Origin of the sequence: Desulfobacula sp. (genome assembly GCF_014237455.1) — a bacterium.
In the GTDB taxonomy this organism is placed as follows: domain Bacteria; phylum Desulfobacterota; class Desulfobacteria; order Desulfobacterales; family Desulfobacteraceae; genus Desulfobacula.
On the sequence record NZ_JABZFL010000051.1, the window covers coordinates 164,836 to 190,195 of the forward strand.

Annotated in this window: 31 protein-coding genes; 25 read left to right on the forward strand and 6 right to left on the reverse strand. The window is 40.7% G+C overall.

What is annotated here, in order from left to right:
- The first annotated feature begins 19 nt into the window (after positions 1 to 19).
- The 3 genes from HGJ91_RS07895 to HGJ91_RS07905 are packed head-to-tail and all read left to right on the forward strand — an operon-like array spanning position 20 to position 2,506.
- A complete protein-coding gene (locus HGJ91_RS07895) occupies positions 20 to 748 on the forward strand; it encodes an amino acid ABC transporter ATP-binding protein (protein WP_291347171.1) in 729 nt (242 codons plus the stop codon).
- A gap of 7 nt (positions 749 to 755) precedes the next feature.
- Complete coding sequence (locus HGJ91_RS07900; RefSeq protein ID WP_291347172.1) at positions 756 to 1,463, forward strand: aspartate/glutamate racemase family protein; 708 nt, start codon at positions 756 to 758, stop codon at positions 1,461 to 1,463.
- A 44-nt stretch (positions 1,464 to 1,507) separates the two neighbouring features.
- The gene (locus HGJ91_RS07905; protein ID WP_291347173.1) at positions 1,508 to 2,506 is read left to right on the forward strand and encodes a D-cysteine desulfhydrase family protein; all 999 of its coding nucleotides are present in this window, start codon (positions 1,508 to 1,510) and stop codon (positions 2,504 to 2,506) included.
- Between the two features lie 28 nt (positions 2,507 to 2,534).
- Here HGJ91_RS07905 and HGJ91_RS07910 read toward each other — a convergent pair whose 3' ends face one another.
- From HGJ91_RS07910 to HGJ91_RS07925, 4 genes are all read right to left on the reverse strand, one after another.
- Complete coding sequence (locus tag HGJ91_RS07910; protein WP_291347174.1) at positions 2,535 to 3,875, reverse strand: FAD-dependent oxidoreductase; 1,341 nt, start codon at positions 3,873 to 3,875, stop codon at positions 2,535 to 2,537.
- A gap of 67 nt (positions 3,876 to 3,942) precedes the next feature.
- Complete coding sequence (locus tag HGJ91_RS07915; protein WP_291347175.1) at positions 3,943 to 4,605, reverse strand: DUF1638 domain-containing protein; 663 nt, start codon at positions 4,603 to 4,605, stop codon at positions 3,943 to 3,945.
- 22 nt (positions 4,606 to 4,627) lie between these two features.
- A complete protein-coding gene (locus HGJ91_RS07920; RefSeq protein WP_291347176.1) occupies positions 4,628 to 4,891 on the reverse strand; it encodes a hypothetical protein in 264 nt (87 codons plus the stop codon).
- A gap of 98 nt (positions 4,892 to 4,989) precedes the next feature.
- Positions 4,990 to 5,304 carry a DUF4242 domain-containing protein gene (locus HGJ91_RS07925; protein WP_291347177.1) on the reverse strand — a complete coding sequence of 105 codons (315 nt, stop codon included), beginning with the start codon at positions 5,302 to 5,304 and terminating at the stop codon, positions 4,990 to 4,992.
- 284 nt (positions 5,305 to 5,588) lie between these two features.
- Between HGJ91_RS07925 and HGJ91_RS07930 the strand changes: the two genes are divergently transcribed.
- The 19 genes from HGJ91_RS07930 (at position 5,589) to HGJ91_RS08020 (ending at position 20,321) form a co-directional block, all read left to right on the forward strand.
- Positions 5,589 to 6,995, forward strand: a complete 1,407-nt coding sequence (locus HGJ91_RS07930) for a sigma 54-interacting transcriptional regulator (protein WP_291347178.1) — start codon at positions 5,589 to 5,591, stop codon at positions 6,993 to 6,995.
- A gap of 517 nt (positions 6,996 to 7,512) precedes the next feature.
- Entirely contained in the window at positions 7,513 to 7,761 is a 249-nt protein-coding gene (locus HGJ91_RS07935) for a sulfurtransferase TusA family protein (RefSeq protein ID WP_291347179.1), read from the forward strand.
- Between the two features lie 10 nt (positions 7,762 to 7,771).
- Positions 7,772 to 8,191, forward strand: coding sequence for a hydrogenase iron-sulfur subunit (locus tag HGJ91_RS07940; protein WP_291347180.1), 420 nt, complete (start codon positions 7,772 to 7,774; stop codon positions 8,189 to 8,191).
- 94 nt (positions 8,192 to 8,285) lie between these two features.
- On the forward strand, positions 8,286 to 9,593 hold the full coding sequence (locus HGJ91_RS07945) for a CoB--CoM heterodisulfide reductase iron-sulfur subunit A family protein (RefSeq protein WP_291347181.1): 1,308 nt from the start codon (positions 8,286 to 8,288) through the stop codon (positions 9,591 to 9,593).
- Between the two features lie 2 nt (positions 9,594 to 9,595).
- Positions 9,596 to 11,413 (forward strand): CoB--CoM heterodisulfide reductase iron-sulfur subunit A family protein, encoded by a 1,818-nt coding sequence (locus tag HGJ91_RS07950; protein ID WP_291347182.1) that lies wholly within the window; start codon positions 9,596 to 9,598, stop codon positions 11,411 to 11,413.
- A 38-nt stretch (positions 11,414 to 11,451) separates the two neighbouring features.
- Positions 11,452 to 11,793, forward strand: coding sequence for a hypothetical protein (locus tag HGJ91_RS07955; RefSeq protein ID WP_291347183.1), 342 nt, complete (start codon positions 11,452 to 11,454; stop codon positions 11,791 to 11,793).
- 1 nt (position 11,794) lies between these two features.
- Positions 11,795 to 12,097 carry a 4Fe-4S dicluster domain-containing protein gene (locus tag HGJ91_RS07960; RefSeq protein ID WP_291347184.1) on the forward strand — a complete coding sequence of 101 codons (303 nt, stop codon included), beginning with the start codon at positions 11,795 to 11,797 and terminating at the stop codon, positions 12,095 to 12,097.
- A gap of 2 nt (positions 12,098 to 12,099) precedes the next feature.
- Positions 12,100 to 13,026, forward strand: a complete 927-nt coding sequence (locus tag HGJ91_RS07965) for a (Fe-S)-binding protein (protein WP_291347185.1) — start codon at positions 12,100 to 12,102, stop codon at positions 13,024 to 13,026.
- A gap of 43 nt (positions 13,027 to 13,069) precedes the next feature.
- Positions 13,070 to 13,444 (forward strand): DsrE family protein, encoded by a 375-nt coding sequence (locus HGJ91_RS07970; RefSeq protein WP_291347186.1) that lies wholly within the window; start codon positions 13,070 to 13,072, stop codon positions 13,442 to 13,444.
- 77 nt (positions 13,445 to 13,521) lie between these two features.
- Entirely contained in the window at positions 13,522 to 13,896 is a 375-nt protein-coding gene (locus HGJ91_RS07975; protein ID WP_291347187.1) for a DsrE family protein, read from the forward strand.
- Positions 13,897 to 13,928: 32 nt separating this feature from the next.
- Positions 13,929 to 14,645, forward strand: a complete 717-nt coding sequence (locus tag HGJ91_RS07980; RefSeq protein ID WP_291347188.1) for a hypothetical protein — start codon at positions 13,929 to 13,931, stop codon at positions 14,643 to 14,645.
- A gap of 12 nt (positions 14,646 to 14,657) precedes the next feature.
- Positions 14,658 to 15,377, forward strand: coding sequence for a methylenetetrahydrofolate reductase C-terminal domain-containing protein (locus HGJ91_RS07985; protein WP_291347189.1), 720 nt, complete (start codon positions 14,658 to 14,660; stop codon positions 15,375 to 15,377).
- 59 nt (positions 15,378 to 15,436) lie between these two features.
- Positions 15,437 to 16,339 carry a methylenetetrahydrofolate reductase gene (locus tag HGJ91_RS07990; RefSeq protein WP_291347190.1) on the forward strand — a complete coding sequence of 301 codons (903 nt, stop codon included), beginning with the start codon at positions 15,437 to 15,439 and terminating at the stop codon, positions 16,337 to 16,339.
- 48 nt (positions 16,340 to 16,387) lie between these two features.
- Positions 16,388 to 17,086, forward strand: coding sequence for a cytochrome c biogenesis protein CcdA (locus tag HGJ91_RS07995; RefSeq protein ID WP_291347191.1), 699 nt, complete (start codon positions 16,388 to 16,390; stop codon positions 17,084 to 17,086).
- Between the two features lie 17 nt (positions 17,087 to 17,103).
- A complete protein-coding gene (locus HGJ91_RS08000; RefSeq protein ID WP_291347192.1) occupies positions 17,104 to 17,562 on the forward strand; it encodes a thioredoxin fold domain-containing protein in 459 nt (152 codons plus the stop codon).
- A 49-nt stretch (positions 17,563 to 17,611) separates the two neighbouring features.
- Positions 17,612 to 18,577 (forward strand): 4Fe-4S dicluster domain-containing protein, encoded by a 966-nt coding sequence (locus HGJ91_RS08005; protein WP_291347193.1) that lies wholly within the window; start codon positions 17,612 to 17,614, stop codon positions 18,575 to 18,577.
- Positions 18,577 to 19,026, forward strand: a complete 450-nt coding sequence (locus HGJ91_RS08010; protein ID WP_291347194.1) for a hypothetical protein — start codon at positions 18,577 to 18,579, stop codon at positions 19,024 to 19,026. The genes HGJ91_RS08005 and HGJ91_RS08010 overlap by 1 nt, the downstream gene beginning before the upstream one ends.
- Positions 19,027 to 19,064: 38 nt before the next feature.
- On the forward strand, positions 19,065 to 19,256 hold the full coding sequence (locus HGJ91_RS08015; RefSeq protein ID WP_291347195.1) for a zinc ribbon domain-containing protein: 192 nt from the start codon (positions 19,065 to 19,067) through the stop codon (positions 19,254 to 19,256).
- A 249-nt stretch (positions 19,257 to 19,505) separates the two neighbouring features.
- Positions 19,506 to 20,321 (forward strand): SPOR domain-containing protein, encoded by an 816-nt coding sequence (locus tag HGJ91_RS08020; RefSeq protein WP_291347196.1) that lies wholly within the window; start codon positions 19,506 to 19,508, stop codon positions 20,319 to 20,321.
- A gap of 5 nt (positions 20,322 to 20,326) precedes the next feature.
- Here HGJ91_RS08020 and glyA read toward each other — a convergent pair whose 3' ends face one another.
- A complete protein-coding gene (gene glyA, locus HGJ91_RS08025; RefSeq protein ID WP_291347197.1) occupies positions 20,327 to 21,574 on the reverse strand; it encodes a serine hydroxymethyltransferase in 1,248 nt (415 codons plus the stop codon).
- 24 nt (positions 21,575 to 21,598) lie between these two features.
- On the reverse strand, positions 21,599 to 23,032 hold the full coding sequence (gene lpdA / locus HGJ91_RS08030; RefSeq protein WP_291347198.1) for a dihydrolipoyl dehydrogenase: 1,434 nt from the start codon (positions 23,030 to 23,032) through the stop codon (positions 21,599 to 21,601).
- 185 nt (positions 23,033 to 23,217) lie between these two features.
- Between lpdA and HGJ91_RS08035 the strand changes: the two genes are divergently transcribed.
- From HGJ91_RS08035 to gcvH, 3 genes are read left to right on the forward strand one after another with little or no spacing between them, the layout of a single operon-like run.
- The gene (locus HGJ91_RS08035) at positions 23,218 to 23,661 is read left to right on the forward strand and encodes an Lrp/AsnC family transcriptional regulator (protein WP_291347199.1); all 444 of its coding nucleotides are present in this window, start codon (positions 23,218 to 23,220) and stop codon (positions 23,659 to 23,661) included.
- A gap of 28 nt (positions 23,662 to 23,689) precedes the next feature.
- Positions 23,690 to 24,940: an aminomethyl transferase family protein gene (locus tag HGJ91_RS08040; protein ID WP_291347200.1), complete on the forward strand. Its 1,251-nt coding sequence runs from the start codon at positions 23,690 to 23,692 to the stop codon at positions 24,938 to 24,940.
- Positions 24,941 to 24,961: 21 nt separating this feature from the next.
- Positions 24,962 to 25,360 (forward strand): glycine cleavage system protein GcvH, encoded by a 399-nt coding sequence (gene gcvH, locus HGJ91_RS08045; protein ID WP_291347201.1) that lies wholly within the window; start codon positions 24,962 to 24,964, stop codon positions 25,358 to 25,360.

Sequence of the window (25,360 nt, forward strand, 5' to 3'; positions counted from 1 at the left end):
TGGAAGGACTTAAAGAAACATGATTGAATTTAAAAATGTGAACAAATGGTTTGGAAAGCTCCATGTATTGAATGATATCAACCTTACAATACCCAAAGGCGAGGTGTTGGTCATCTGTGGCCCCAGTGGCTCTGGAAAATCTACCCTGATCCGGTGCATCAACCGGCTCGAGCCCATCCAGAAAGGTAAGATTATTGTCAACGATGTTCCTGTCCATGATAAAGCCACCAACCTGACAAAACTTCGGGCCGACATTGGATTTGTCTTTCAGCAATTTCACCTTTATCCCCATATGACAGTATTAGAGAATGTCATGCTGGCACCGGTGAATGTGAAAAAAATTGCCAAGTCTAAAGCTGAAAAAATTGCCATGAAAAAGCTGGAACAGGTGGGCCTGACTGAGAAATCTGGTGTGCACCCGGCCCAGTTGTCCGGTGGTCAGCAGCAGCGTGTAGCCATTGCCAGGGGGCTTGCCATGTCTCCTAAAATCATGTTGTTTGATGAGCCCACCTCTGCACTGGATCCGGAAATGATTGGTGAGGTCCTAGATGTTATGGTCAATCTGGTATCCGAGGGCATGACCATGTGTGTGGTCACCCATGAAATGGGATTTGCTAAAAAAGTGGCAAACCGGGTTCTTTTTATGGATGAAGGAGCGATTGTTGAAACCGGTACACCTGATAAATTTTTTGACAACCCGAAAACCGATCGGGCAGCCAATTTTATTAGCATGATTCTGACCCATTAATACGAGAATGAAAACTCCATTGATAGGTATTTTATGCTGGGAAGAAGGCTGCAGCCCTCGCGGCCTGGTACAACTTGAAGAACTTCCAGGTAACAGTACTAATCCGGAAACTTTTGAGTTCCCCGTAAAATATTCAAGAGTAAAGGGAGCAAATATCCATACAATTCTTGAAAATCCCTGCCAAGAAGTCCTGCAATCCATGATCACTGAAGCCCACAAAATGGAAGAACAAGGAATTGAGGCAATTACAACGAGCTGTGGTTTTAACTCTATTTTTCAGAGAGAACGGGCTGACTCCATTAATATACCCGTGTTTACATCCAGTCTAATGCAAATCCCGCTTGTGCAGAATATGCTGGGAAAACAACAGGCTATCGGCGTTATTACTGCCAAAAAATCTGCTCTTTCTGAACAACATTTGAAAAATGCTGGAGTTAATAAACAGATGCCAATCCAGATCCAAGGCATGGAAGCCTGCACAGAATGGAATAAAATTTTTTCTTCACCTGATGAAGATATAGATATTTCTATGGTAGAAAATGATATTGTCTCCAGGGCATGCTCAATGATGGAATTGTCAGATATCGGAGCATTTGTATTGGAATGTACTGATCTTCCTCCTTTTTCCAATGCTGTTCGAAAAGCTACCGGTCGACCTGTCTTTGATTTTGTGACATTGACGAATTTTATATACCAAGGGATTAGAAACTGCTAATCTCATAAGTATAATACTGAACAACTTAAAAAAGGAGGAGCCTCATGAAATTAGAAAGTCTGCCCCGTTTTCGTCTGGCTGAATTTCCAACACCGATTCATCACCTTGAAACTCTTTCTAAGGCGTACAACGGGCCTGAGATCTACATGAAAAGGGATGATCTTACATCCCTTGGCATGGGGGGAAACAAAACCCGGAAACTGGAATTTCTTATTGGAGAAGCCCTGGAACAGAAGAAAGACACTCTGGTCACTGCCGGCGGGATTCAGTCCAATCATTGTCGCCTGACGGCTGCTGCCGCAAGAAAGGCCGGTCTTGACTGTCATCTGGTGTTAAACGGCACCCCGCCGGAGATTCCCAACGGCAATCTTCTGCTGGATAAAATTTTCAAGGCCAAGGTTTATTTCTGCGACAGAAAAGATAGAGATAAAAGACTGTTCCAGGTGGCGGACGAATTGAAAACAGCTGGAAAGAAACCCTATGTTATTCCTGTGGGTGGTTCAAACAGCACTGGGTCTGTAGGCTATGTTAGTGCCATGCTGGAACTTTCCAGGCAGCTGGATGATATGGATATCACACCCGATGCCATTGTATTTGCAACCAGTTCCGGAGGCACCCAGACAGGTTTGACCCTGGGAGCAAAAATCACCGGATTCAACGGTGATATCCTGGGAATAAGCATTGACCAGACAAAGACTGGCCCTGATCCTTTCCCTCCTGTTCTGACCCAAATTGCGAACGCCACTGCTGAAAGGATCGGATCAAACATCTGGATGACGGAATCGGATTTTTCTCTTAATTGTGACTACCTGGGAGCAGGCTATGCTATGCCCGGGGATCTGGAATTCAATGCGATTCGAGATCTCGCACTCCATGAAGGAATCCTTTTAGGGCCGGTGTACACGGCCCGGGCCATGGGTGGTTTTCTGGACCTGATTCAAAAAGATTATTTTACAAAAGACCAGACCGTATTGTTCTGGCATACCGGCGGCACCCCTGAACTGTTTGCCTGGGCAGACCAATGCAGGGATGCATTTGGATAGCCCTATTTTTTTAAAAACAATTAGAAAATTATATTTTTTTCACCAGTTGGTTGGCTGCTGTTAACAAAGGGTCCCAAACCGGTCCAAACGGGGGCGCATAGGCCAGATCCGTTTGGGAAAAATCCTCAACCGTCATTTTATTATGCAAAGCCACGGCAATGGAATTAATCCTGTGGGCCACCCCTTCTTTTCCCACCATCTGAGCCCCCAGCAGGCGGCCGGTCTTTTTGTCTGCCGTCATATTGATGTGAATCGGCGTTGACCCCGGCTGTCCATGGGCTCGGGATCTTGTTTTAACGCTGTTTTCCACAGGCTCAAATCCTGCATCTGTTGCTTCTTTAAGATTCAACCCGGATCTGGCAACCTCAAGGGAAAAAACTTTGAAGACAGATGTGCCTGCAATACCTTGAAGACGGGTTTGAGTTCCGGTAACATTATCAGCAACGGCCCACCCTGCCCTGTTGGCTATCAATGCCAAAGGAATCCAGCATTTTTGATCTGTCACTACATGATATGTATCAGCGCAGTCTCCTGCCGCATAAATATCCTTATCTGATGTTTTCAAATACCTGTCCACAGCTATGGAATGAGAAATTCCCAGGTCAAGACCGGCTTCGTCCGCCATTTTGCTACAGGGTTTTACCCCCATTGCCACAAGGACCATATCTGCCTCTAAGGTCAAATTTGCACATACAACTTGAACGCCGTTATCCAGGGACTCAATTTTCTGAATGGCATGCCCTGAATAGATATCGACACCCTTATGAATTAGCTCATCGTAAATGACATCTGAAAGGCCGGGAGACAGCCAGGGCAGAAAAACAGGTCCCGGTTTAACCATACTCACTTTTACACCTCTTTTCTCAAAGGCTTCACACATTTCAAGAGCGATGTATCCCATCCCGATGATCACCGCTTTTTTGATTCTGTTCTCCCGGATATAAGATTTTATCTGTTTGCCCTGCTCAAGGCTTTTTAAGGACATCACCTGGGGCAGATCAAATCCCGGCAGTTCAGGAATCACAGGAGAGGCACCCGTTGCAATAAACAGCTTATCATAATCAAAACTGAACGACTCCCCTCCAATGATTTTTCCGGACACCTTTTTTGCTGAACGGTCGATGGCCGTGGCTCTATGGCCTGTCAGAAGATTTATTTTATTTTTTTCAATAAACACTTCAGCCCTTCTTACAACCAGTTTTTCCATATCCCTTTCTGGATCAGCAATATTATAGGGCATACCACAAGCACTGTAAGAAACATCATGGGTTTGCTCTAATACAATAATATCAATATCTGGATTTTTTCTTTTTGCCCTGCTTGCAGCACTCATGCCTGCGGCATCACCACCAATAATCACAAATTTCATACCGTCTCCATTTTTATTTGTATCCCTGTTTTAAATAGAACAGGTGTATATGTAATGGCATGGTAAATTATATTGTTTTATTTTTCAATACTTTCAATTGATCCATAAGCAGACCCTTAAACCGGTCCAGGGTTATGGGATAGGGTTGCATGGGAATCCCCATCCAGTCACAATACTCAAGAAATCCCTCTGGGTCTTCCTCCATATATTGATCCAGATATCCGATACCATCGAGAACAACGGCGCCCCCTGTATGTCTCGGAAAATTTTCATTGGCGATTGCTTTATCCCAGCCCTTGAAGACTTGTTTTTGATATTTTACCCAGCCTGGTGTCATAAACCAGACTGGTTCGCCGCCGGCAAGTTCATTTGTTATCTGTTTCATCTCATCATCACTGGCAAGCATTCCCATGCAGTGAGTGGCCTCAACTCTGGCAACTTTCAACCCTTGTTCCTCGATAATTGTCTGCATTAACCGGGTTGGGTTATCTGGATTGACATAGCAATACTTTCCACCATAGACAACAACCACCCCATTGGAAACGGTCTTGGCTTTTTCTATAAATTTTATAAGTTGAGTTTCAAGTTCAGGAATATCCTGATGAAGTCCGGGTGTTGTATAAAAAATGTGCCGGGTATCAAGAAAACCTTCTTTTACAAGATGGTTGATTTCAGGGCTCATGGTTCCACAGGCCACTATTGCAGTATCTTTAAATGATTGCTCTCCCACGATAACCTCCTAAATAACATAATTAATCTGAATCACTGTTTAATTCACCTTCAGGGATATCTTCATCGGGATGCCAGGTTACAAATTCGCCTGTTTCAAGCACATCATCGACAGCCACAGCTTTATCTGTCCAGACAATGCGAGTATTACACTCATAGACTTTTCTTCCAAGTTTGTTTTGTCTTTGTATCAGAGCCTTGTCTGATCCATCCCTGGTTCCATGAACTGAAATAACTTTTTTTTTGATTTGATCCAAATTATGATCATCATATATTAATGCATACATAAGTGGCCTCCTTATTTTTGCATGGTGCGTTGTCTTGAAAATCGATGGGTTAAAGTGCAGGCCCCAATAATTGCAGCCTACACTTCATATATTCAACATCAGTTACCAAGAGTATCAGCGGTTGCTTCTTCTTTAAGATGCTCATTCCATTTTTCTCCCCAAAGGTCAGGAACAGTCTCTTCAACTTGAATAATGGAATCCCAGCTGATGCCGATTTCTGTAAAAATATTTTTAAGATCTTCTTCGCTTTGTGCCATCCAGATACAATAACGAACCCCTTTGCCTTCATTGAAATATGTTCTTATCCATGTACCGGCTTCAACTTCGGCCAGTTTCCTCCAATTGGCCTGCACTTCGTTGCAATCGACACCAGGGGTGTTATGAACCATCATATATTTATTGAGTTTACTCATTGTCATTCTCCTTTTTATTAATTTTTTATTGTTTTTATTTTCCCAGCGAATGCGCATTCTAAAACTGAGTTGAAAACTATTATTTCAATAACTATGCCAGATATTGGACAAAATTATTTTCAAGTTTATAACCACCTATAATTGCAGATAAAAATTTTATATTTACCCAATTTTTTTCACAAAAATATTAAATATTGACAAAGGGTTGCCCTGTTACTTATGATGACACCCAGACAAAGTGGCGCCACCAGTGGCGCCGAGATCGAGTAAACAGGAGACCCTCCATGAAAGATATAGAATTTGAAATAAAAAATAATGAATTTGTCAAATTACTGCTAGAATCCATTGGGGATGGTATTTTTGTGCTTGATACCCATGGAATGATCATTGCCTGGAATCCGGCCATGGAAAAAATAACCGGTTATTCTGCCGACGAAATAAAAGGACAGCCCTGTAAAATTCTGAATTTCAATCAGTGCTTTGATAAGGATTGTCCAACAGACATGAAAGATTGTGGTATTTTAACATATGGAAAGGTAGAACCCACAGAATGTTTATTGAGCCATAAAGAAGGGCATGCTCTCTGTGTAACTAAAAATGCCAGAGTGATAAAAAATAAGCAAAATAAAATTATTGGAATTGTTGAAGCGGTTACCGATTTAACAGAATTGAAAAATGCCCGCTTAAAAATGGAAGAGGCCACTCGCCGTCTCGGAGAATTAAATCGTCTGGGGGGTATTATTGCAAAAAGTCAGGTCATGCAAAATGTATTTACCTTTATTAAAGCCTCGGCAGCAAGTGATGCAACCATACTCGTTCAGGGAGAAAGCGGAACCGGGAAAGAACTTGTAGCAGGCGCGATTCATTCCATCGGAGAACGAAGGGATAAGCCTTTAATAACCATAAATTGCAGTGCCCTTTCGGAATCACTGCTTGAAAGTGAGCTTTTCGGTCATGTAAAAGGTGCCTTTACCGGTGCCAGCCAGGACCGTATCGGACGATTTGAACAGGCGGACGGCGGCACTATATTTTTAGATGAAATAGGAGAGATTACGCCTTACATACAGGTAAAACTGCTTCGAGTTTTGCAGCAAAAAGAGATAGAACGGGTGGGTGAATCCAGAAAACGTAAAATTGATATTCGCATCATCACTGCCACAAACAAAGATCTTAAATCCCGGGTAGATGCCGGACACTTTAGAGAGGATCTTTATTACCGGCTTAAAGTTTTTCCCATTTACCTGCCACCCTTGAGAAACAGGAAAGAAGATATCCCTCTTCTTGTCAACCACTTTATTAAAACAAACAATAAAAAATCGACAATTAAAGTAAAAGGAATTGCAAAAACAGCTTTAAAAGCGTTTATGGATTATGTATGGCCGGGGAATATAAGAGAATTAGCCAATGCCATTGAACATGCCTTTGTTTTATGTTCCGGCAGGCAAATTGATCTGTCCGACCTTCCCATTGAAATCAGGGAATCTGATATAATTTTCCAGCCTGTTGAACAAGAAAATGCTTTTGATAATAAAAAACCAAGTCAACAACTTTTTCCTTTGACCAGGGAAAAATTGATTGAACTTCTCCATGACAGCGAATGGAATAAGGCTGAGGTGGCCAGACGTGTAAAATTAAGCCGGGCATCTATCTGGAAGTATATGAGAAAGTGGGACATACCACTTCAGCCTTGAATAAATATGAGTTCACAGAAAAAAATCCGGGACAGCTACTGGCGGTATTTAAGCTGCCCCGGATGACGGTGAGGTGGTTAATCAGATTCTGGAGGTAAGTAAATGCTTACTTTATCTGATAACTGAAAAATTAAAATGCATATTTAATGCCAACCTGTTCCATTACCATCAGTGACCCCGCCTTATCATTAAAGCCATACTGGTTTTGGGAAAATGTTTTTTTTATAAAACGGTTTTATTCCATTCAAAGTAACGTCGTTCCCAATAAGTAGCGCAACCATAACGTTACTGTTTTGTTTTGGTAACGATTTGATACAAATACCAGCCCTTTTATTTCATCCATTAAAAAACAAAACCTCCTGAATTTACAGGCATTATGAATCACTGCCATTCTGTTTGTTTCCGACTTTGTCGGTTTTGGCACCAACCTTGCTCTTAGCTGATTATAAAAGAATAACACCGCATCTGAATGTTTTTATTAAAGATGCATCACAAACCCTAAACGGAGGATAAAAAAATGACAGATTTAAATTCAATTGAAGCTGCAAATCAGGTTGACGCAAGAGGAAGTGCATGTCCAGGACCCCTTCTTGAAGCAAAAAAAGGAATTGGCAAAGTTCAGGTTGGCCAGATTATTGAAATCCTGTCCAATGATTCCGGGACAAGAACTGATATCCCTGCCTGGGCTGGGAAAGTAGGACATGAATATCTCGGGTATCTTGAAGCTGACGGTTATGACAGGCACTTTGTAACTAGAAATAAATAGGCAGGTGGTTATGTCACCCCAGGCAAAAAAACAAGAGAACAAAATTCTGATATTGGCCACAGAAACTTGTGCCTATCCTGGAGCAGATTCAGTGGGACAAGCCCATTCGACTTACCCTTCAAATACTTATATTTTAAGAGTAAGGGCGCCTGTGCTTTTCCCTGAATCTTTTTATTTTGACTGCTTTAAAAAAGGGATAAGCGGCATCATTGTTATGTCCTGTGGTGAAGAATGTCCCTATGAAGGTGCTTTTACAGCTATGGCAAAAAAGTTGGACGGTGTTTATAAAAAGATGAAGGAAATGGAACTTGATCTAAAACGTCTTCGCCTGACAGCTATTTGTACGGTTTGTAATCGATCTTTTTTAAATGAGGTGAACCAAATGGACAAGTTAGTGCGTGAACTGGGACCTCCTCAATTTAAAAAATAACAATTTTTAATCTATTTAGAGCAACAGACAAATTATCAGTTCACTGCCTCTTGCAGGCAGTGAACTAAAAAAAAGAAATTTTTCAGGAGGATGTATGGTCTCCACACACATAAAAAAATTTGATACACTTGTTGTAGGTGGCGGCATTGCCGGATTACAAACAGCTTTAGACCTTGGTGATCAAGGATATAAGGTTGCTATTGTGGAAAAAGATGCTTCTATCGGCGGCAAAATGATCCGGCTTTCAAAAGTATTCCCCACACTTGATTGCGCAAGCTGTATTACCACCCCTAAAATGTCAGCAGCTGCACATCATGAAAATATCACCCTGTTTACATATTGTAATTTGACCTCATTAGATCATGATACTTCCAGCGAAGCCCTGGGCGTTAAAGCTGTGATTATACAAAACCCAAGATATGTTGACCCGGATAAATGCATAGGGTGCAGGCAATGTGAGTATGTTTGCCCTATATATGTGTCAGATGAGGAGCAAGGAGGTTTAAGCGCTACAAAAGCAATTTCAATACCTTTTTCAAATGCAATACCTCAACTGCCGATAATGGATATAGAAAACTGCATGCTTTGCGGGCAATGTGAAAAAGTATGCCCTACAAATGCAATTGATTATTTTCAAAAGCCGGAAGAGTTTATAATTCTTGCAAAAACAGCCATTATCACTACAGGATTTGAATTGCTTCCTAAGGAAGACAATTTCCAATACGGTAATGGCAAGATACCAAATGTTGTAGATTCTTTACAGATGGAAAGGCTCTTAGCTCCTCATGGACCCTATAACAGGGTATTGAGACCTTCAGACGGCATGGAACCTGATTCCATTGCCTATGTTCAATGTGCGGGTTCAAGAGATAAAAGCATGGGTGTTTCATACTGCTCAAGGGTATGCTGCATGTATGCCATAAAGCAGGCAATGCTGCTGTCAGGTTCTCTCCCGCTGGCTGATATCACTATTTATTACATGGATATCAGGGCTTTTGGAAAAGGGTATGAACAATTTTATCAAAATGCAAAAGCCATGGGCATTGAGTTTATCAAAGGCAAGGTTGCAAAAATTGATGAGGGTGAAAACGGAAGCGCAATAGTAAGGTATGAAAACCAGGATGGTTCAGGTATTGTAACAGCAAACCATGATCTGGTTGTTCTTTCCATGGGAATGATTCCCGGTTGGAACCCAGAGCCCATTTGCCCTGTTTCCAAAGATTCCGATCACTTTATTACCTCAATAAAACCAAAAATATCCCCGGTACTTACTAATATGAACGACTTTTTCGTGGCCGGAGCTGCAGCAGGACCCAAGGATATTGTGGACACCGTTACAGAATCAGGTTCAGCCGCTATGGAAGCTGCCAAATTCATGTCCAACAGCATTATGGAGAATTAAAAATGACTGAAAAAAATACAAATAAAACTCCAGATAATAAAAAAATCGGTGTCTATATATGTTATTGCGGTGGCAATATTTCTGACCATGTTGATGTTGAAGAAGTCAAAAAAAGAGCCGAAAAAATGCCGAATGTTGTTGTGGCCCGAACCAACATGTTCATGTGCTCAGACCCTGGTCAGGAACTGATTATAAATGATTTAAAAAGCGGTAAGATTGACCGGGTGGTAGTGGCATCGTGTGCACCAAGCCTTCATGAAGCAACTTTCAGGGATGCAATTAAAAGAGCGGGTTCCAACCCGTTTATCTATGAACATGCCAATATCAGGGAACAGGTTTCCTGGGTCCATCAAGGTGATCCTGCTACTGATAAAGCTTCTGTCCTTGTTGCATCAGCTGCGGCCAAAGCAAAATTACTCAAGCCCCTTGATCCGGTCCGTGTTGAAGCCAAAAAGCATACAACAGTGATCGGAGGCGGCATTGCAGGGATTAAAACTGCAATTGATATTGCTCAAACAGGGATTAATGTAACACTTATTGAAAAATCATCAGTTCTAGGCGGGCAGCTGAATAATCTTGACAAACTTGCTCCTTCCGGAGAAAAAGCATCAGAAGTTCTACAGGAACTTTTAGATCAGGTTTTAAACCATAAATCCATCACAATTCATACAGATTGTAAAATTGAAGCGGTACAAGGATATGTGGGAAATTTCAGTCTGAGTATTTCAAAAAAATCCAATAATAAAATTGAAAAATTCAATATAGAGACCGGTGCTATTGTAATGGCAACAGGAGCTATCCCCTATATACCTTTTGATGGAGAATTCGGCTTTGGTCGGCATGAGCAAGTGATTACTCTTCAGAATTTGATTCAAATCTTAAAAGATAATAAATCAACAGGATCTATACTTGAGGTAAATGGTAAACGCATTAGAAATATTGTAATGATTCATTGTGTTGGCAGCCGCCAGATACCTGGTATTCATCAACCTAAAGAAGATGGAAAGTTGAATGAATACTGTTCCAGAACATGTTGTGCTGCCATGTTGAACGCATCAAACCAGATTAGAGAAAATTTTCCTGCAACCAGTATTTATGAAATGTACAGAGATATCAGAACTTATGGCAGAGGGCAGGAAGAACTGTATACCCAGGCTTCTGCCAACAAAGTTGTTTTTATGCGATATGAAACAGATGCACAACCAGAGGTAAGCTTAACCAGTGGTTCTGATTACCCTTTTCAGGTCAAAGTTAAAGACAGCTTGACCTTTAATGAAGAAATGGATGTTCCGGCAGATCTTGTTGTGCTTGCAACCGGTATCGAACCTGATGATGTTTCAGGCCTTGCCTCAATGATGAAGCTACCTATTGGAACAGATAAATTTCTTCTGGAAGTTCATCCAAAACTTAGACCTGTTGAATTTCCCATAACCGGAATTTTTCTTGCCGGTACCTGTCAGGCACCCATGGATGCAGGCGAAGCATGTAATGCTGCGGGTGCAGCAGCTGTAAAAGCATCTGCTCTTTTAAGAAAAGGATTTATTGAACTTGATCCTTTTGTGGCAGAGGTCAACCCTGATAAATGTCAGGGACACGGTGCCTGTATAGAAGCTTGCCTTAAAGAAGGTGCTTTAAACCTTGTGGAGGTAGAAAATGACGGTAAAACAGTCAAGAGAGCTCAGGTAACTGCTGCAATGTGTTTAGGCTGTGGTGCCTGTGCTGCGGTTTGTCCGGAAAAAGCCATTGATATAAATGGATGGGCATTAAAACAGTATGAAGACATGGTTGATGCTATTGTTTCAGACGGATTTGCTGTCTGATTGATTCACAAAACTTCTTTTAAATAGGAAGAAATATAATGGAAAATAACGATAAAGACAAAGGCGCAGATAAAGCCAAAGAGGCAAAAAAAGCAGCAATGAAAGAATTGCGTGCCCAAAGAAAGACTATGATAGCCGCTGCTTCAACGAAAATGAAAGAACAGAAAAAAGATATTAAAGCGATAAAAAAAAATTTAAACGGTCAGACTGCAACCATTCCTGAAATTGCTGAAGCGATTGATATGCCAAAAGATAAGACTCTCTGGTATATGGCAACCATGAAAAAATATGGTCAGATTGTAGAAGGTCCGAAAGAGGGCGTCTTTTTTAAATATTTTTTGAGTGAATCAGACAAAACCCAAGAAAAAGCAGAGGTTTAACATGAGTACTATAAACTTAGATTTTGCAGAAGAGTTGAAAGAGTATAGTGATGACAAGGCTCTTGAGTGTTTTAACTGCGGGACATGTGCAGCGATTTGCCCTCTTGTCCATGATAATTTTCCCAGAAGAATGATTCGATATGTTCAGGTGGGAGCCAGGGAGAAAATCCTTGAAAATTCCGATGAACTTTGGCGTTGCCTTCACTGTGGGCTTTGTACCCATACCTGTCCGAGAGAGGCTGACCCGGGTGAAATTATTCTTGGTCTGAAACGATTTGTTGTTGCAAACTGGAGGAGGTCTTAAAAATGTTTAATCCCAGAGATATAATTGAAACCCTTGCCAACAATGTAAGACAGACAACAAGTCCTTTTGGCATCCCTAAATTTATGGTCAATAAATGGTACAAAGATGTCAACCTGCCTAAAGAAGGCGAATATATGCTGATTACAGGGCTGATGTATCAGTTTGCTCCGTTTATTGAAAAATCAACTCAATACCTTGAAAAATATGAGGGTACAAAAATGGCATCCCTTTTAAAATATGCCAGATATATGCCTGGATATCTTTCAGGTATTGGTCTTGCCATGATGACATCAGGAAAAGAGAAAAAAGATGCTGGGCAGCCCCTGAAAGACATTGCATTGCTTCTTAAAAAATCAAAGGTGAATTTTGCTTACAGACCTGATCTTGATAATTATTCAGGTATTCTTCTCTATGATATGGGTGACCAGAAAGGCTTTGTGGCACATGCAAAAAAAATTGCTCAAAAATTGAAAGATGCAGGGGTAAAAAAAATCATTACTGTTGACCCACATACGGCATATGCCATAAAAGAGCTTTTTCCTAAATATACGGGAATCAGCTTTGAAGTAAAATCATATTTTGAACTTCTTGATCTTGGATCAAAAGATTTAGGTCTTGAGGTTACTATTCATGATCCATGTTTTTTCGGAAGATATCTTAAATTATCAGAAATACCAAGAAAAGTACTGGGCAATTTAGGGATCACTGAGTCCGAAATTAGAAATAAGGGTGAATTCACAAGTTGTTGCGGTGGACCTGCTGAGTCAATTTCTCCAAGTCTTTCAAATGAAATTATGGAAAAAAGAGTTGAAGAACTTAAAGAACCTGGAAAACCAATTATTGCCTATTGCCCCATTTGCCTTGGGAATCTTAAAAAATCCGGTGCCAAAGTCGAGGACTTAAGCACTCTACTTGTTAGACATATTTAATTATTCAACCAAACTATAAAATATGAAATTGAAGGAGAATCAAATGGCTGAAAAAGTAGAAAAAATTGTTTACTTTTGTACTCATGGTGGAGAAGATTGTGAAAGAGCTTCCATCTGTTTTGCAATGGCGGGAGCTGCTCTTGCACTTGATATAGACACAACCGTAGCTCTTCAGGGAAAAGCTGTCTATCTTGCGCTAGAAGGCTATACAGCTCATGTGCCTGAAGTAGGAGGTTTTGCTCCTATATCAAAACTGGTCGGTGATTTTATGGAATTTGGCGGAAAACTTCTTGTATGCAAGCCGTGTATTGAAGAAAGAAAAATCGAAGACGAACGGCTCATTGAAGGAGCTGAGATTACTGCCGGTGGCACATTAAATTTGCTTGCATTGGAATCTGATGCGCATCTGGTTTACTAAATTTTAATCTGGGTATGTACTAAAGATAAGTACATGCCCGGTATTTAAATAAATTTATAAAAAAGAGAGAATAAATAATGTCTGAAAAACAACAAAAAATTCTATACATGTGTACATGTGGAGGAGAGGATGCAGAAAAGGCATCAATATGTATTGGCTTGGCAAATGCAGCTCTTGCTCTTGAAGAGGATGTTTCATTAGTTCTTATGGGCAAAAGTGTTTATCTGGCTCAGAAAGGATATGCCAACCATATTCACAAAGCTGGAGAGCGTGCTCCTTTAAAAAAACTTATGAGTGATTTTATGGAACTTGGCGGGAAACTTCTTGTCTGTAAACCCTGTATAGAAGAAAGAAATATGGAATTATCAGATTTTATTGAAGGCGCAGAACTTGCTACTGGAACAACATTGAATATGGCTATATTAGAATCTGATAAACAATTAACTTTCTAATAATAATTTTTATTTATGGAAAGGTGAAAAAAATGAGCGACCTATCAAGTAACAAATCACCACACAGGATAACAGATCTTATAGAGTCTATTCAAAATGGTGAGGATATCACATGTAACACCTTGTTTGAGATTGTTCCGGTTGATTTTGTCCATGGGAACATAGCATTTCAGGCTTACATTTTTCTTTGCAAATACTCTGGAGTTATTGGCTCCAAAAAGTATATTTTCAGGAAATGCTATGCCAGGGGATGCCCTAATAACTTATGCCCACACGTATCCCAGGCAGTTATGATTGCCAATCGATATTTGAAAAGAGATTATCAAAAGCTATTGAATGCGGGAATTAAACTTGAGGAAAAAATTTTCAGTCTTGAAGAAATGCTTGTCAAATATGACACAATTGAGCCGAAAAAAGATGAAACTACAGGTAGTATACTTACCATTCATGATTACATCAATATTGCAAAAGAAGGCAATAAAGTTGAAGTTGCAGTTAACCTTGAAATCATTCCGGCTGTTGAACATTTTGCAAATCAAAAAACTGAACAGACCTTTCTCATGGTTGATTTTAATATCAAAACCCTGGGAAGAGACAGTCAGTTTCAAAGATGTCTTGCCTGTTTTCAGACTGATAATGAAGCCAAGGAAAAACCTGTTGCAACTAATATCGCCAATGATCGTTTAAAATTGCTATTTCAAGAATTTGACGATGCAAAAGTTCAATATAAACCTGTTTTTTTTAATTAAGGAGGAGATAACGTGCATGCAACCATTCAAAAACCAATAGGTGAAATAGTAAAGCATATTCAACCGGGTGAAAAAGTCTTTGTCGTCGGGTGTAATAATTGTGCCTGGAAATGCTATTCCGGCGGAGATGACGAAACCAAAATGATGGCAAAACGATTGACCGACAAAGGGATTGAGGTGACCGGATATACAGCGCCGGGCCCCAAGGGCATGTCCCTGTGCAAACTGGACCATACCCGTAAGGTACTTATGGAAGAACATGCAGATGAAGTTAAAAAAGCAGATTCTTTTCTTATCCTTGGGTGCGGGCAAGGTGTTCACACTGTGATTGATGCAACAGACGGTGGAATGGTTCACCCCGGTTGTGACACCGTTTTCGGTGGAGAAACCGTTTCAGATACACATATTGAAGAGTATTGTTCTCTTTGCGGGGATTGTATCATTGAATTTACTGGTGGGCTGTGTCCCATGACTCTTTGTGCCAAACAATTGTTGAACGGGCCCTGCGGCGGTGCTGAAAACGGGCATTGTGAAGTAGATCCGGACCGTCCATGCGGTTGGATACTGATTTACGAAAGACTTAAAAAACTGGGACGTCTCGAACTTCTTGATCCCTATCAACCACCGAAAAAAAATTCAAAATGGAGCCGTCCACGAACCCTTGAGGTCAGCCCGACTGAAGCCACATTCTGTTCTATCGGTGGAAAGGTTACTGTCAGCAATCAGGATTAGCCGGTAAAATAATCGTTTATAAACCCAAATACATATAAAAAATTCCAAGGAGTTCAACAATGAAACTGACAACCTTATTTGATAAAGGCGAATTTGTTATTACCGGTGAAGTCGGGCCGATTAAAGGCGCCATTCACAGAGATAAGAGTATCGAGCCCAGCTGCGCCATCGAAGCGCTTCAATTGCACCAGCATGTCCATGCCGTAAATGTGACCGATAACCAGTCTGCTGTCATGAGACTGGGGTCTCTTGCTGCAAGTGTCCGTTTGAAAGCAAATGGAGTCGAACCGGTTTACCAGCTCACCTGCAGGGATCGGAATCGACTGGCATTGCAGTCTGATTTGCTTACTGCCTATTCTCTGGGTATCGACAATGTTTTGCTGTTAACCGGAGACCATATCCAACTGGGGGATCACAAGGAAGCTAAACCTGTATTTGATCTTGATTCAGTTCAATTGATTGACATGGCAAAAGGTCTTAAAAGAGGCTATGATATTTCAGGAAGTCGGATTGAAAATTACCTTGATATGGCCTTTGGAGCAGTTGTTAATCCCAACTCCGACCCGATTGAACTGCAATTAATGAAAATGAGAAAAAAAATTGATGCCGGAGCACAATTTTTCCAGACCCAGGCAGTTTATGATGTCAAATTATTTGAAAATTTTATGAAAAAAGCTGAAAAATTTAATTGTCCCATACAGGTTGGGTTTGTTATTCTTAAAACCCCTCAAATGGGAAAATTTATGAATAAAAATGTGTCTGGTATCCACGTTCCGGATGAATGGATTGATGAAATCGGCTCGGTTGCCAAAGAAGATCAACGGAAAAAAGCTGCGGAAATGGCCGGCAAGTTTATCAAACAAGTTAAATCCATGGTACAGGGAGTCCATATCATGCCCCTTGGCTGGACAGACATTGTTCCGGATATTCTTGAACATGCTGATATAAAACCAATTAAATAGTTCATATGTATCTGTACACTCTATCTATTTTATAAGGTAATTTTTAAATTGTTTACTGAAACTATATCATACCAGGCAGCCCTCATTGCAGGGCTTCTTTCTTTTTTTTCGCCGTGTATTCTGCCATTGATTCCAGCTTATTTTTCATTCATTACCGGTTTGTCCGTGGACGAATTAACAAAGGATTCAAAAAAAACAAGGCAAAAAGTCATCATCACTACCCTGGTTTATGTGTCAGGATTTTCATTCATATTTATCCTTCTGGGCGCATCTGCCTCATTCCTTGGCGGATTTGTTTCTCAATATACCTATATTCTCAGATATATCGGGGGAGGAATCATTTTAATTTTAGGGCTCCATTTGCTTGGCATAATAAACATAAAAATCCTTAATTTTGAGAAAAGAGTCCATTATACAAAAAAACCCATCCATCTTTTTGGAGTTTTTATCATTGGCATGGCTTTTGGTGCCGGGTGGAGTCCCTGTATCGGTCCTATGCTCGGCTCAATTCTCATTGTCGCAGGAAACCAGGAAACCATAGTCCAGGGCATTCTGCTTTTAAGTGTTTATTCAGCAGGCCTTGCCCTGCCCTTTATTCTTCTTTCATTTTTTGTAAACAGGATATTTGAAATTATGAGGCATGCTGCAAAAGCACTGTTTTATATTAATAAAACAGCAGGGCTTTTTCTAGTTGTTCTGGGGATATTGTTAATAACAGACAAATTCAGAATACTGGCCGGTTTATAAAAAGGAATGGCTCAAATATGAAATTAAAGATAATGATGTTTATAATATTTATATCGTTATTACTGACTTTTCCCGTCCAGGCTTTTGCGCCGTCAGGAAAGATCAACTGGCAAACCTATGAACAGGGAGTTTCAATGGCCAAAAACCAGGGGAAAAAAATCTTCCTGTATTTTCATGCCGACTGGTGTAAATATTGTGTAAAAATGGGTATCACCACCTTCAAGGATTCACAGGTCATCGACTTGCTGAACAAACAATTTATTTCCATTCAAGTAGATTCTGAAAAACAAGAAAAGATTGCATACAGATATGGTATCAGGGGGCTTCCAAACTCGTGGTTTCTTAAAAAGGATGCCACACGGATAAACAGTCTGCCCGGATATGTTGATGGTCCTGTTTTTGCTCTTATTTTAAAATATATTGGAACTGACAGTTTTCAAAAAATGAGTTTTCAGGAATTTACAAAAACCTTATAACAAAGTTCATTATACGATTTAATCAGGCACATTTTTAAAAGAGAAAAAAATGACGAATAAAATTTCACGAAGAGCCTTTTTAAAAGGCTCTATCACTGTTGCAGGATCTGTGGCAGCTTCTGCAACGGGCGTAAGTGCGGCAACCGCTTTGACAAAAGAGAAGAAAGAGCCTCTGGCCACTTTGATAGACATTTCAAAATGTATTGGATGCGAAGAGTGTGTGTATGCCTGCCAGGAATCAAATGCAGACAAATACCCAAACCCTGAAAAACCATATCCTGAAATGTTTCCCAAACGGGTTCCTGTAGAGGACTGGTCACAAAAAAGAGATGTCACAGACAGGTTGACTCCCTATAACTGGCTTTATATCCAGCATGCCACTGCAAAAGTGGATGGAGAAGAAATAGAACTGACCATTCCAAGACGCTGTATGCACTGTGACAATCCACCCTGTGTAAAACTTTGTCCATGGGGATCAGCAAAACAGGAGGACAACGGTCTTTCCAGAATTGATTCCGATCTGTGCCTTGGCGGTTCCAAATGTAAAACGGTCTGCCCATGGGATATTCCCCAGCGGCAGACAGGCACCGGACTCTATCTTAAGCTCTTACCCGCCCTTGCCGGAAACGGGGTTATGTATAAGTGTGACCGGTGTTATAACCTGCTTGAAAAAGGGGAAGTGCCGGCCTGTATAGAGTCCTGTCCGGAAGATGTCCAGACCATAGGACCCAGAAGTGAAATACTGGCAAAAGCCCATGCCCTTGCAAAAGAGATGAACGGTTATATCTATGGCGAACATGAAAATGGCGGGACCAACACTATCTATGTATCTCCTGTCCCCTTTGACGAGTTAAATAATAATATTGAAAAAAGGGATGGACAGGCACATTTCGAAAAAGTTGAAAACAAAATGGCTTCTGGAAATAATATTGCAAAGGCCATGCTCATTGCCCCGCTGGCCGGAATCGCTGCGGCTGCGGGTAAATTTTACAAAGCCGCAAAGGAGGATGAATAATGAAAAAAATGAACATCCAGTCTTATATTTACGGAATCACTCTCTTTTTTATCACCCTGTCCGGTTTTGCACAGATGCCGATTTTTAAACGATACTATATCGCTGATATCCCGGGACTGGGCTGGCTGGCCAATTTTTATATCACCCATTTGATGCATTACATTTTTGCAGGGATCTTCATCAGTTTGGTTGTATACTCAATTATCTATTTCATAATCTTCAAGAAGGGCTTTGGTCAGATCGCAAAAGACATGATTATCAGGATAATTATTTTTTCCGGATTAATTTTAACCGGTTCACTGCTGGTGATTAAAAATTTTTCAGGCACTCCTTTTCCTAACGGGATGATCATTATGCTTAATCTTTTACACCTTCTTTTTTGCATGGCGCTCATGATTTTTGGTTTTTATCAATTGATTAAAAGAAAAAAAGAATTATTATCTGGTTAGTGCCATAATGATAACTATATGTGAGAGGGTATATCCCCATGCCGATTTTTGAATATAAATGTAATCAATGTGAAAAAGAGTTTGAAAAATTAGTTTTTGCCGGTGAAGAAAACAATATTTCCTGCCCTGAATGCAAAAGCCTGAAGGTGGCTAAAAAAATGAGTGCGACAAGCTTTATGGGTAACAGTATGGGCAAGTGTGCAACAAGTTCACCCAAAGGCTTTTCGTGAGCTGGATAAGAGTTTCCTTCAGTTTGAAGGATAGCGTTTAAAAAAAATGGGCCGTGAAAATAAATTTTTCTGGCCCATTGATGTTTAATACCCCTGTCAAAAAAAACACTGAATCAAGGTGTTGCCCGCCATAAAAAAAGATGATACAAATTCTAAAACACATATAAATCGAAAAAAGACCATCCTGCAATCAGGATTTTATTCGAATTATTTCAAAAAATAAGTGGTTTAAAATAAGGGAGCGGTTTCTTGAAAAAAGTTATATTTCTAATTTTTTTATCTTTATCTTTCCATACCCTTGTGTTTGCAGAAACCGAAAAAGAACTGTTCGATAAGGGTGTCCGTCTTTTTAAACAAGGGCAGGCCCAGGAGGCCATTCATACCTTCTCAAAACTGATTGAAATCGCTCCCGGCAATGCAGATGCCTACAAAAACCGAGGGGTTTCTTATATGAAGCAAAAAAAATTTGATCTTGCAATTCAGGATTTTAAAAAAGCAAAAGAACTATTTCCTGAGCTGAAAGGACTGTATAGTAATCTCGGTGTAGCCTGGTATTATAAAGAAGAGTATGAGAAAGCCATTGAAAACTATAATATTGAAATCGAAATGGAACCTGAAAATCATGTGGCATATTTTAACCGGGCTTTGTGTTTTGGCAAGATGGGCAGAAACAAAAAAGCGTTTGATGATCTTTCAAAAACACTGGAGCTCAAGCCTGGTTTTCACTGGGCAACCCGCTATAAGGCCGATCTGCTTGCTCAACAGGAAGAAAAAAACACCAAAGCCGAAACCTCTAAAAAAGCTATTCAAAAAGACCCAGGTTCTATGTATGCCCTTCAGGCAGGCGCTTATCTCAACCCGGCAAATGCCAATAAAATGAAAACCAGATTGCGCAACAGCGGATTTGATTCAAGAATACTGATTCTTAAAGATTCCAAAGGAAGGACCTGGTATCTGATAAGATCAGGAAACTATGCAACTCAAGATGACGCCCAAAAGGCTTCCTTATCATTAAAGGATAAAGTTGGCCTCACCCCGATGATTCGTCCTTTCGACACCTGGTAAACCCATCATGCCTCTGCAAATCTGTTGACAGGAAATTCCCGGCACAGCTTTAATACCCGATTTCTGACTTCTTTTACAACCGCCTTTTTTGCCGGGTTCATCATTGCCATATCCATGAGTTCAACAATTTTTCGTATCTGGGGTTCTCCCATTCCCCTGGCTGAAACAGCCCCGCTTCCCAGCCGGATACCGCTGACTTTTCCGAGGGTGGTCTCATCTTTGGGCACCACATTCCGATTCAGGATAATCCCTGCCGACTCCAGGCAGTCTTCCGCAGATTTACCTGAAATACTCCTGGATGTCAGGTCAATTAACACCTGATGATTATCAGTCCCGCCGCTGATAATATGGTAATCTTTTTCCATCAAGGCTTCGGCCATAATTCTGGCATTTTGAATGGTTTTTTTCTGGATGGAAACAAATTTTTCTTCCCGGGCAAGCTTGAAAATGAGCGCCTTTGCAGCGATAAGGTTGACAGCACTGGTTCCCTGGCATCCCGGGAACACGGCTTTATCTATTTTTTTCCCAAAAGTTTCTTTGCACAGAATTACCCCGCCTCTGCCCCCCATCATGGTTTTGTAACAGGTAAATGTGACAAAATCGCAATGAGGTACCGGGCTCGGGATTACTTTTGCTGCCACAAGACCGGCCAGATGGGCCATATCTGCCAGGAGAAAGGCGGATACCTCCCCGGCAATTTGAGACATTTTTTCATAATCAATCAGCCTTGGATATGAACTGGCACCGGCAACAATCATTCTGGGTTTAACGGAAAGAGCCATTTCTCGGACCCGGTCATAGTCAATCATTTCCGTTTCAGAATTTACCTTATAATGACTGAAATCAAAACATTTACTGGTAATAGAGGCCTTATGCCCATGGGAAAGATGACCACCGTGGGGCAGGCTCATGGAGAGCACCCTGTCTCCTGTCTTCAGCACACTGAAATAGACTGCCAGATTGGCGGATGTGCCGCTGTGAGGCTGGACATTGATATATTCAGCCCCGAAAAGTGATTTGCCCCTTGTAATGGCCAGATTTTCGACCTTGTCCACATGGATGCAGCCGGAATGAAACCGTTTCCCCGGATATCCTTCAATGGTTTTTGTATTGAACACTGACCCCATGATCTCCAGGATTGATTGAGGGGAATGATTCTCGGCAGCAATCAGGTTCAATGTGGTTTCAAGCCGGCTTTCTTCATTGATAACAAGCTTGGCCAGCTCCGGGTCGTCATTGGCTAAATATAACATAGGATAAGTCTTCTTTTTATGGGTTTAACCGTGAATCGGCGTGCCACATGCTTTTAAGGAAACTTCGCCCATGATCTCAGCCAGTGTGGGATGCGCATGGATAGTATGGGCGATTTCCCTTGCAGTCAATCCTTTCTGGATGGCAAGAGTTGCTTCAGCAATAAGGTCTGTTGCATGGGCACCAATCAGATGAACCCCAAGGATCTTATTGGATTCTTTTTCAACAATCATTTTTGCTGTTCCTGCCAGTTCATCTATGGCCTGGGCTTTCCCAAGGCTTCTGAAATTGACACTGAACGCTTCCACGTCATATCCTTTTTTCCTGGCTTCAGATTCACTCAATCCAACCGTACCGATTTCCGGCATGGTGAAGATGGCTCCCGGAATCACATCATACTTCATGATACTTTTTTCACCCATGGCATTCTGGGCGGCTATTATTCCTTCATGGGAGGCCACATGGGCCAGCATTACCTTTTGAGGGCCGAGAATATCGCCAATGGCATAAACGCCTTCCACGCTGGTTTCCAGCTGTTCATTGGCATCGATCCATCCCTGGGGAGTTGTTTTAAGGTCAATATTTTCCAGCCCTAAATCAGATGAAAGTGCCGATCTTCCAATACAGACCGCCATTTTTTCAGATTCGAACACAGTAATTTTTAATTTTTTGGGTTTTGGATTATCTGTAAACGGGGAGAGTTCCAGATGGATGAAAATCTGATCATCTTTTATATCGGCAGATTTAACAATGGTATCACAAAAAACCGCTATCTTTCTTTTTTTCATTTCCCTTAACAACAATTTGGAACATTCCTCATCAACAGAAGGCAGGGGAAGCAGTCTTGACAGGGCCTCAACAATGGTCACCTTTGACCCCAAAGCTGAAAATATAAATGCAAATTCACAACCGATCACCCCTCCCCCAACAATGACAATAGATTCAGGGATGTCATCCAATTGCAGGATGTCATTGGACGACAGGATATGATGATGATCAAATGGAAAATCAGCAACATTTAAGGGTTTAGTTCCCGTGGCAAGAATAAGCTTGTCATAATCAAATTCTTTTTTATTCCCATCGTTAAATGCAACCTCAACCATATTCAAAGATTTTATCACGGCTCTGCCCATTTCTACGGAAACGCCACTTTTTTTCAATAAAGAGGCAATCCCTTTTCTCTGGATCTCCAGAATCTTATTCTTTTTTTCCATCAAAGCTGTCATATCAGGGCTTACATTGCCTTGAACATTGATACCAAACTGACCCGCTTTTAGAAATTTAAGAAAAATATCTGCTGAGTTTTTCATGATCTTTGAAGGGATACATCCAAAGTTCAGGCAGGTGCCACCAAGATTTTCCTTCTCAATCAGGGTTACATCTGCTCCCAATGCTGCTGCCCTGAGGGCGGCAACATATCCTCCCGGCCCTCCTCCAATGACAATAATTTTTGTTACCATACACACGTCTCCGTCCTATTATTATTAAGGGCATTCGAATAAATTTCCTGAATTTTGATCAAACAAATTTGATTTTTCATGAATTTCTTCAAATTTTATTTGACAATACCATTATTGCAAGGTATTTTCCAATAATTAAATTAATTTACTTTTTCCCCATAATTTTTAGCTAAAATCGAGGAAATATGAAAATTGATCAAACCAATATTGATATTATCAGAGAATTGAAGCAAGGAAAGAAATCCTTTAAAAAAATTGCTGACAAGCTCACCATTACAGAGAATACGGTTAGATCCAGAGTAAATAAGCTCCAGGAAGAAGATGTCCTTGAAATTTGCGGCCTTGTTGATCCTGCAACCCTTCCAGGGCATCGTGTTGTTATCATCGGAATCAAACTGTCAGAAATGAATCTGGTTGAAAAAGGCGAAGAAATCAGCAAGCTTAAAGGCGTTATTTCAGTAAGTGTTGTTACAGGAAGATATGATCTGCTGGTTCTTGTTCTTTTTAAAAAAGGCTTTGGCCTGCTCGAGTTTTATACCGAAGAAATTGCACAAATTAAGGGCATCCGATCTGTAGAAACATTTGTTATATATAAATCCTATAATTTAAAGGTTCCCTATATTTTATAATTGTTAAAAATGGAAAAGGACTATTGTCATGAACTCCTGTCTAAAAACCACGCCTTTGAATGAATGGCACAAAACCGCAGGTGCGAATATGGCTGATTTCGGCGAATTTGACATGCCGTTATGGTATGAAACCGGGGTCAAAAATGAACACCTTGCCGTTTTAAAATCAGCAGGCATATTTGATACCAGTCATATGGCGTGTATCAATGTTAACGGGAATAATGCATTTGAGCTGATCAATTATTGTTTTACAAGGGATATTGCCACGCTCAAACAAGGTCGTTGCGTATACGGAGCCTTCTTGAATTCAGAAGGCCATTGTATTGATGATGCCATTGTTTACAAATTCTCAGATATTTTTTTTATGATTTGCGTTAATGCAGGCATGGGTACAGCCATTGCTCAACACCTTGATGCAAATAAAAAAAGTCTGGATGTGAGCATTGAAGATTTATCCCAAAAAGTTGCGAAAATGGATATCCAGGGCATCAATTCAGCCCGGATTCTTTCAAAACTCATTCAGAATCCTGATACGGTTTTCGACAGGATGCCGTATTTTTCATTTAAAGGAAACTTTAATGAATCTGTCTCAGATGAATCTGAAGTCAAATTGCTGGACAACACCCCGGTATTATTGTCAAGATCAGGATATACCGGCGAATTTGGATTTGAGATATTCCTCAACCCTGATGCCATCGTTAAACTCTGGAAAGATATTTTATCCGCAGGAAAAAATTTCGACATTACCGCCTGTGGTTTGGGTTCCAGGGATTCTCTGAGGACCGGGGCATGTCTGCCTCTCTCCCATCAGGACATTGGAAGCTGGAAATTCATAAATCACCCGTGGGATTTTGCGCTTCCTTATACTAAAGACAAAACATCTTTTACAAAGAATTTTCTTGGGGCTGATGCTCTTTCACCCGCAGAGAGTGATTTATTCACCTATCCGTTCGCAGGAGACTCTTTAAGAAAGGTCCCGGCCGGAGATAATACCCATGTAATAGATGAAACTGGAAAAGTAATTGGTAAAGTGCTGACCTGTGCCACTGATATGGGTATTAGCTGGCACAAAGGGAATATTGTGAGCCTCTGTTCAGAAAATTTTCCGCGGGATTTTAAAATAAAAGGCATAAGTTGCGGCTTTATCATGGTTTCAAAAAAACTTGAACCCGGTATGACAGTGACGCTTAAAGAAGGCAAAAGAGCGATAACTGCTACCATTATGACAGATATCAGACCTGACCGAACTGCAAGAAAAAAATTGAATAATTTTATTTAACACTTAGTATTGGAGGTTTTTATGAAAGAAATCAATGACCTTAATTTGCCCGATGACGTCAAATACACAAAAGATCATGAATGGGCAAAACTTTCCGAAGACATTGTAACGATTGGAATTAATGATTATGCCCAGGATCAGCTGGGGGAAATTGTTTTTGTCGAACTTCCTGAAGTAGGTGATACCTTCTCCGAGGGGGATGAGTTTGGAAGTGTAGAATCAGTAAAGGCAGTGTCGGAAATGTATATCCCCATTTCAGGAGAGATCGTAGAGATCAATGAATCTCTTGAAGATGCACCCGAGCTTGTGAACGAATCCTGTTATGATGACGGGTGGATCATCAAAGTAAAACCAGACGATGTCTCCGAACTGGATAATCTTATGAACAAAGCAGCATATCTTGACATGCTGAAAGGATAA

Coding starts and splice junctions, on each gene's coding strand:
- HGJ91_RS08005 (WP_291347193.1), top strand. CDS start 17,612: ATGACGAATAAAATTTCACGAAGAGCCTTTTTAAAAGGCTCTATCACT.
- HGJ91_RS08010 (WP_291347194.1), top strand. CDS start 18,577: ATGAAAAAAATGAACATCCAGTCTTATATTTACGGAATCACTCTCTTT.
- HGJ91_RS08035 (WP_291347199.1), top strand. CDS start 23,218: ATGAAAATTGATCAAACCAATATTGATATTATCAGAGAATTGAAGCAA.
- lpdA (WP_291347198.1), bottom strand. CDS start 23,032: ATGGTAACAAAAATTATTGTCATTGGAGGAGGGCCGGGAGGATATGTT.
- HGJ91_RS08000 (WP_291347192.1), top strand. CDS start 17,104: ATGAAATTAAAGATAATGATGTTTATAATATTTATATCGTTATTACTG.
- HGJ91_RS07945 (WP_291347181.1), top strand. CDS start 8,286: ATGGTCTCCACACACATAAAAAAATTTGATACACTTGTTGTAGGTGGC.
- HGJ91_RS07970 (WP_291347186.1), top strand. CDS start 13,070: ATGGCTGAAAAAGTAGAAAAAATTGTTTACTTTTGTACTCATGGTGGA.
- HGJ91_RS07905 (WP_291347173.1), top strand. CDS start 1,508: ATGAAATTAGAAAGTCTGCCCCGTTTTCGTCTGGCTGAATTTCCAACA.
- HGJ91_RS07950 (WP_291347182.1), top strand. CDS start 9,596: ATGACTGAAAAAAATACAAATAAAACTCCAGATAATAAAAAAATCGGT.
- HGJ91_RS07935 (WP_291347179.1), top strand. CDS start 7,513: ATGACAGATTTAAATTCAATTGAAGCTGCAAATCAGGTTGACGCAAGA.
- gcvH (WP_291347201.1), top strand. CDS start 24,962: ATGAAAGAAATCAATGACCTTAATTTGCCCGATGACGTCAAATACACA.
- HGJ91_RS07990 (WP_291347190.1), top strand. CDS start 15,437: ATGAAACTGACAACCTTATTTGATAAAGGCGAATTTGTTATTACCGGT.
- HGJ91_RS08040 (WP_291347200.1), top strand. CDS start 23,690: ATGAACTCCTGTCTAAAAACCACGCCTTTGAATGAATGGCACAAAACC.
- glyA (WP_291347197.1), bottom strand. CDS start 21,574: ATGTTATATTTAGCCAATGACGACCCGGAGCTGGCCAAGCTTGTTATC.
- HGJ91_RS07975 (WP_291347187.1), top strand. CDS start 13,522: ATGTCTGAAAAACAACAAAAAATTCTATACATGTGTACATGTGGAGGA.
- HGJ91_RS07900 (WP_291347172.1), top strand. CDS start 756: ATGAAAACTCCATTGATAGGTATTTTATGCTGGGAAGAAGGCTGCAGC.
- HGJ91_RS07920 (WP_291347176.1), bottom strand. CDS start 4,891: ATGTATGCATTAATATATGATGATCATAATTTGGATCAAATCAAAAAA.
- HGJ91_RS07930 (WP_291347178.1), top strand. CDS start 5,589: ATGAAAGATATAGAATTTGAAATAAAAAATAATGAATTTGTCAAATTA.
- HGJ91_RS07955 (WP_291347183.1), top strand. CDS start 11,452: ATGGAAAATAACGATAAAGACAAAGGCGCAGATAAAGCCAAAGAGGCA.
- HGJ91_RS07910 (WP_291347174.1), bottom strand. CDS start 3,875: ATGAAATTTGTGATTATTGGTGGTGATGCCGCAGGCATGAGTGCTGCA.
- HGJ91_RS07925 (WP_291347177.1), bottom strand. CDS start 5,304: ATGAGTAAACTCAATAAATATATGATGGTTCATAACACCCCTGGTGTC.
- HGJ91_RS08015 (WP_291347195.1), top strand. CDS start 19,065: ATGCCGATTTTTGAATATAAATGTAATCAATGTGAAAAAGAGTTTGAA.
- HGJ91_RS07895 (WP_291347171.1), top strand. CDS start 20: ATGATTGAATTTAAAAATGTGAACAAATGGTTTGGAAAGCTCCATGTA.
- HGJ91_RS07980 (WP_291347188.1), top strand. CDS start 13,929: ATGAGCGACCTATCAAGTAACAAATCACCACACAGGATAACAGATCTT.
- HGJ91_RS07940 (WP_291347180.1), top strand. CDS start 7,772: ATGTCACCCCAGGCAAAAAAACAAGAGAACAAAATTCTGATATTGGCC.
- HGJ91_RS07960 (WP_291347184.1), top strand. CDS start 11,795: ATGAGTACTATAAACTTAGATTTTGCAGAAGAGTTGAAAGAGTATAGT.
- HGJ91_RS07965 (WP_291347185.1), top strand. CDS start 12,100: ATGTTTAATCCCAGAGATATAATTGAAACCCTTGCCAACAATGTAAGA.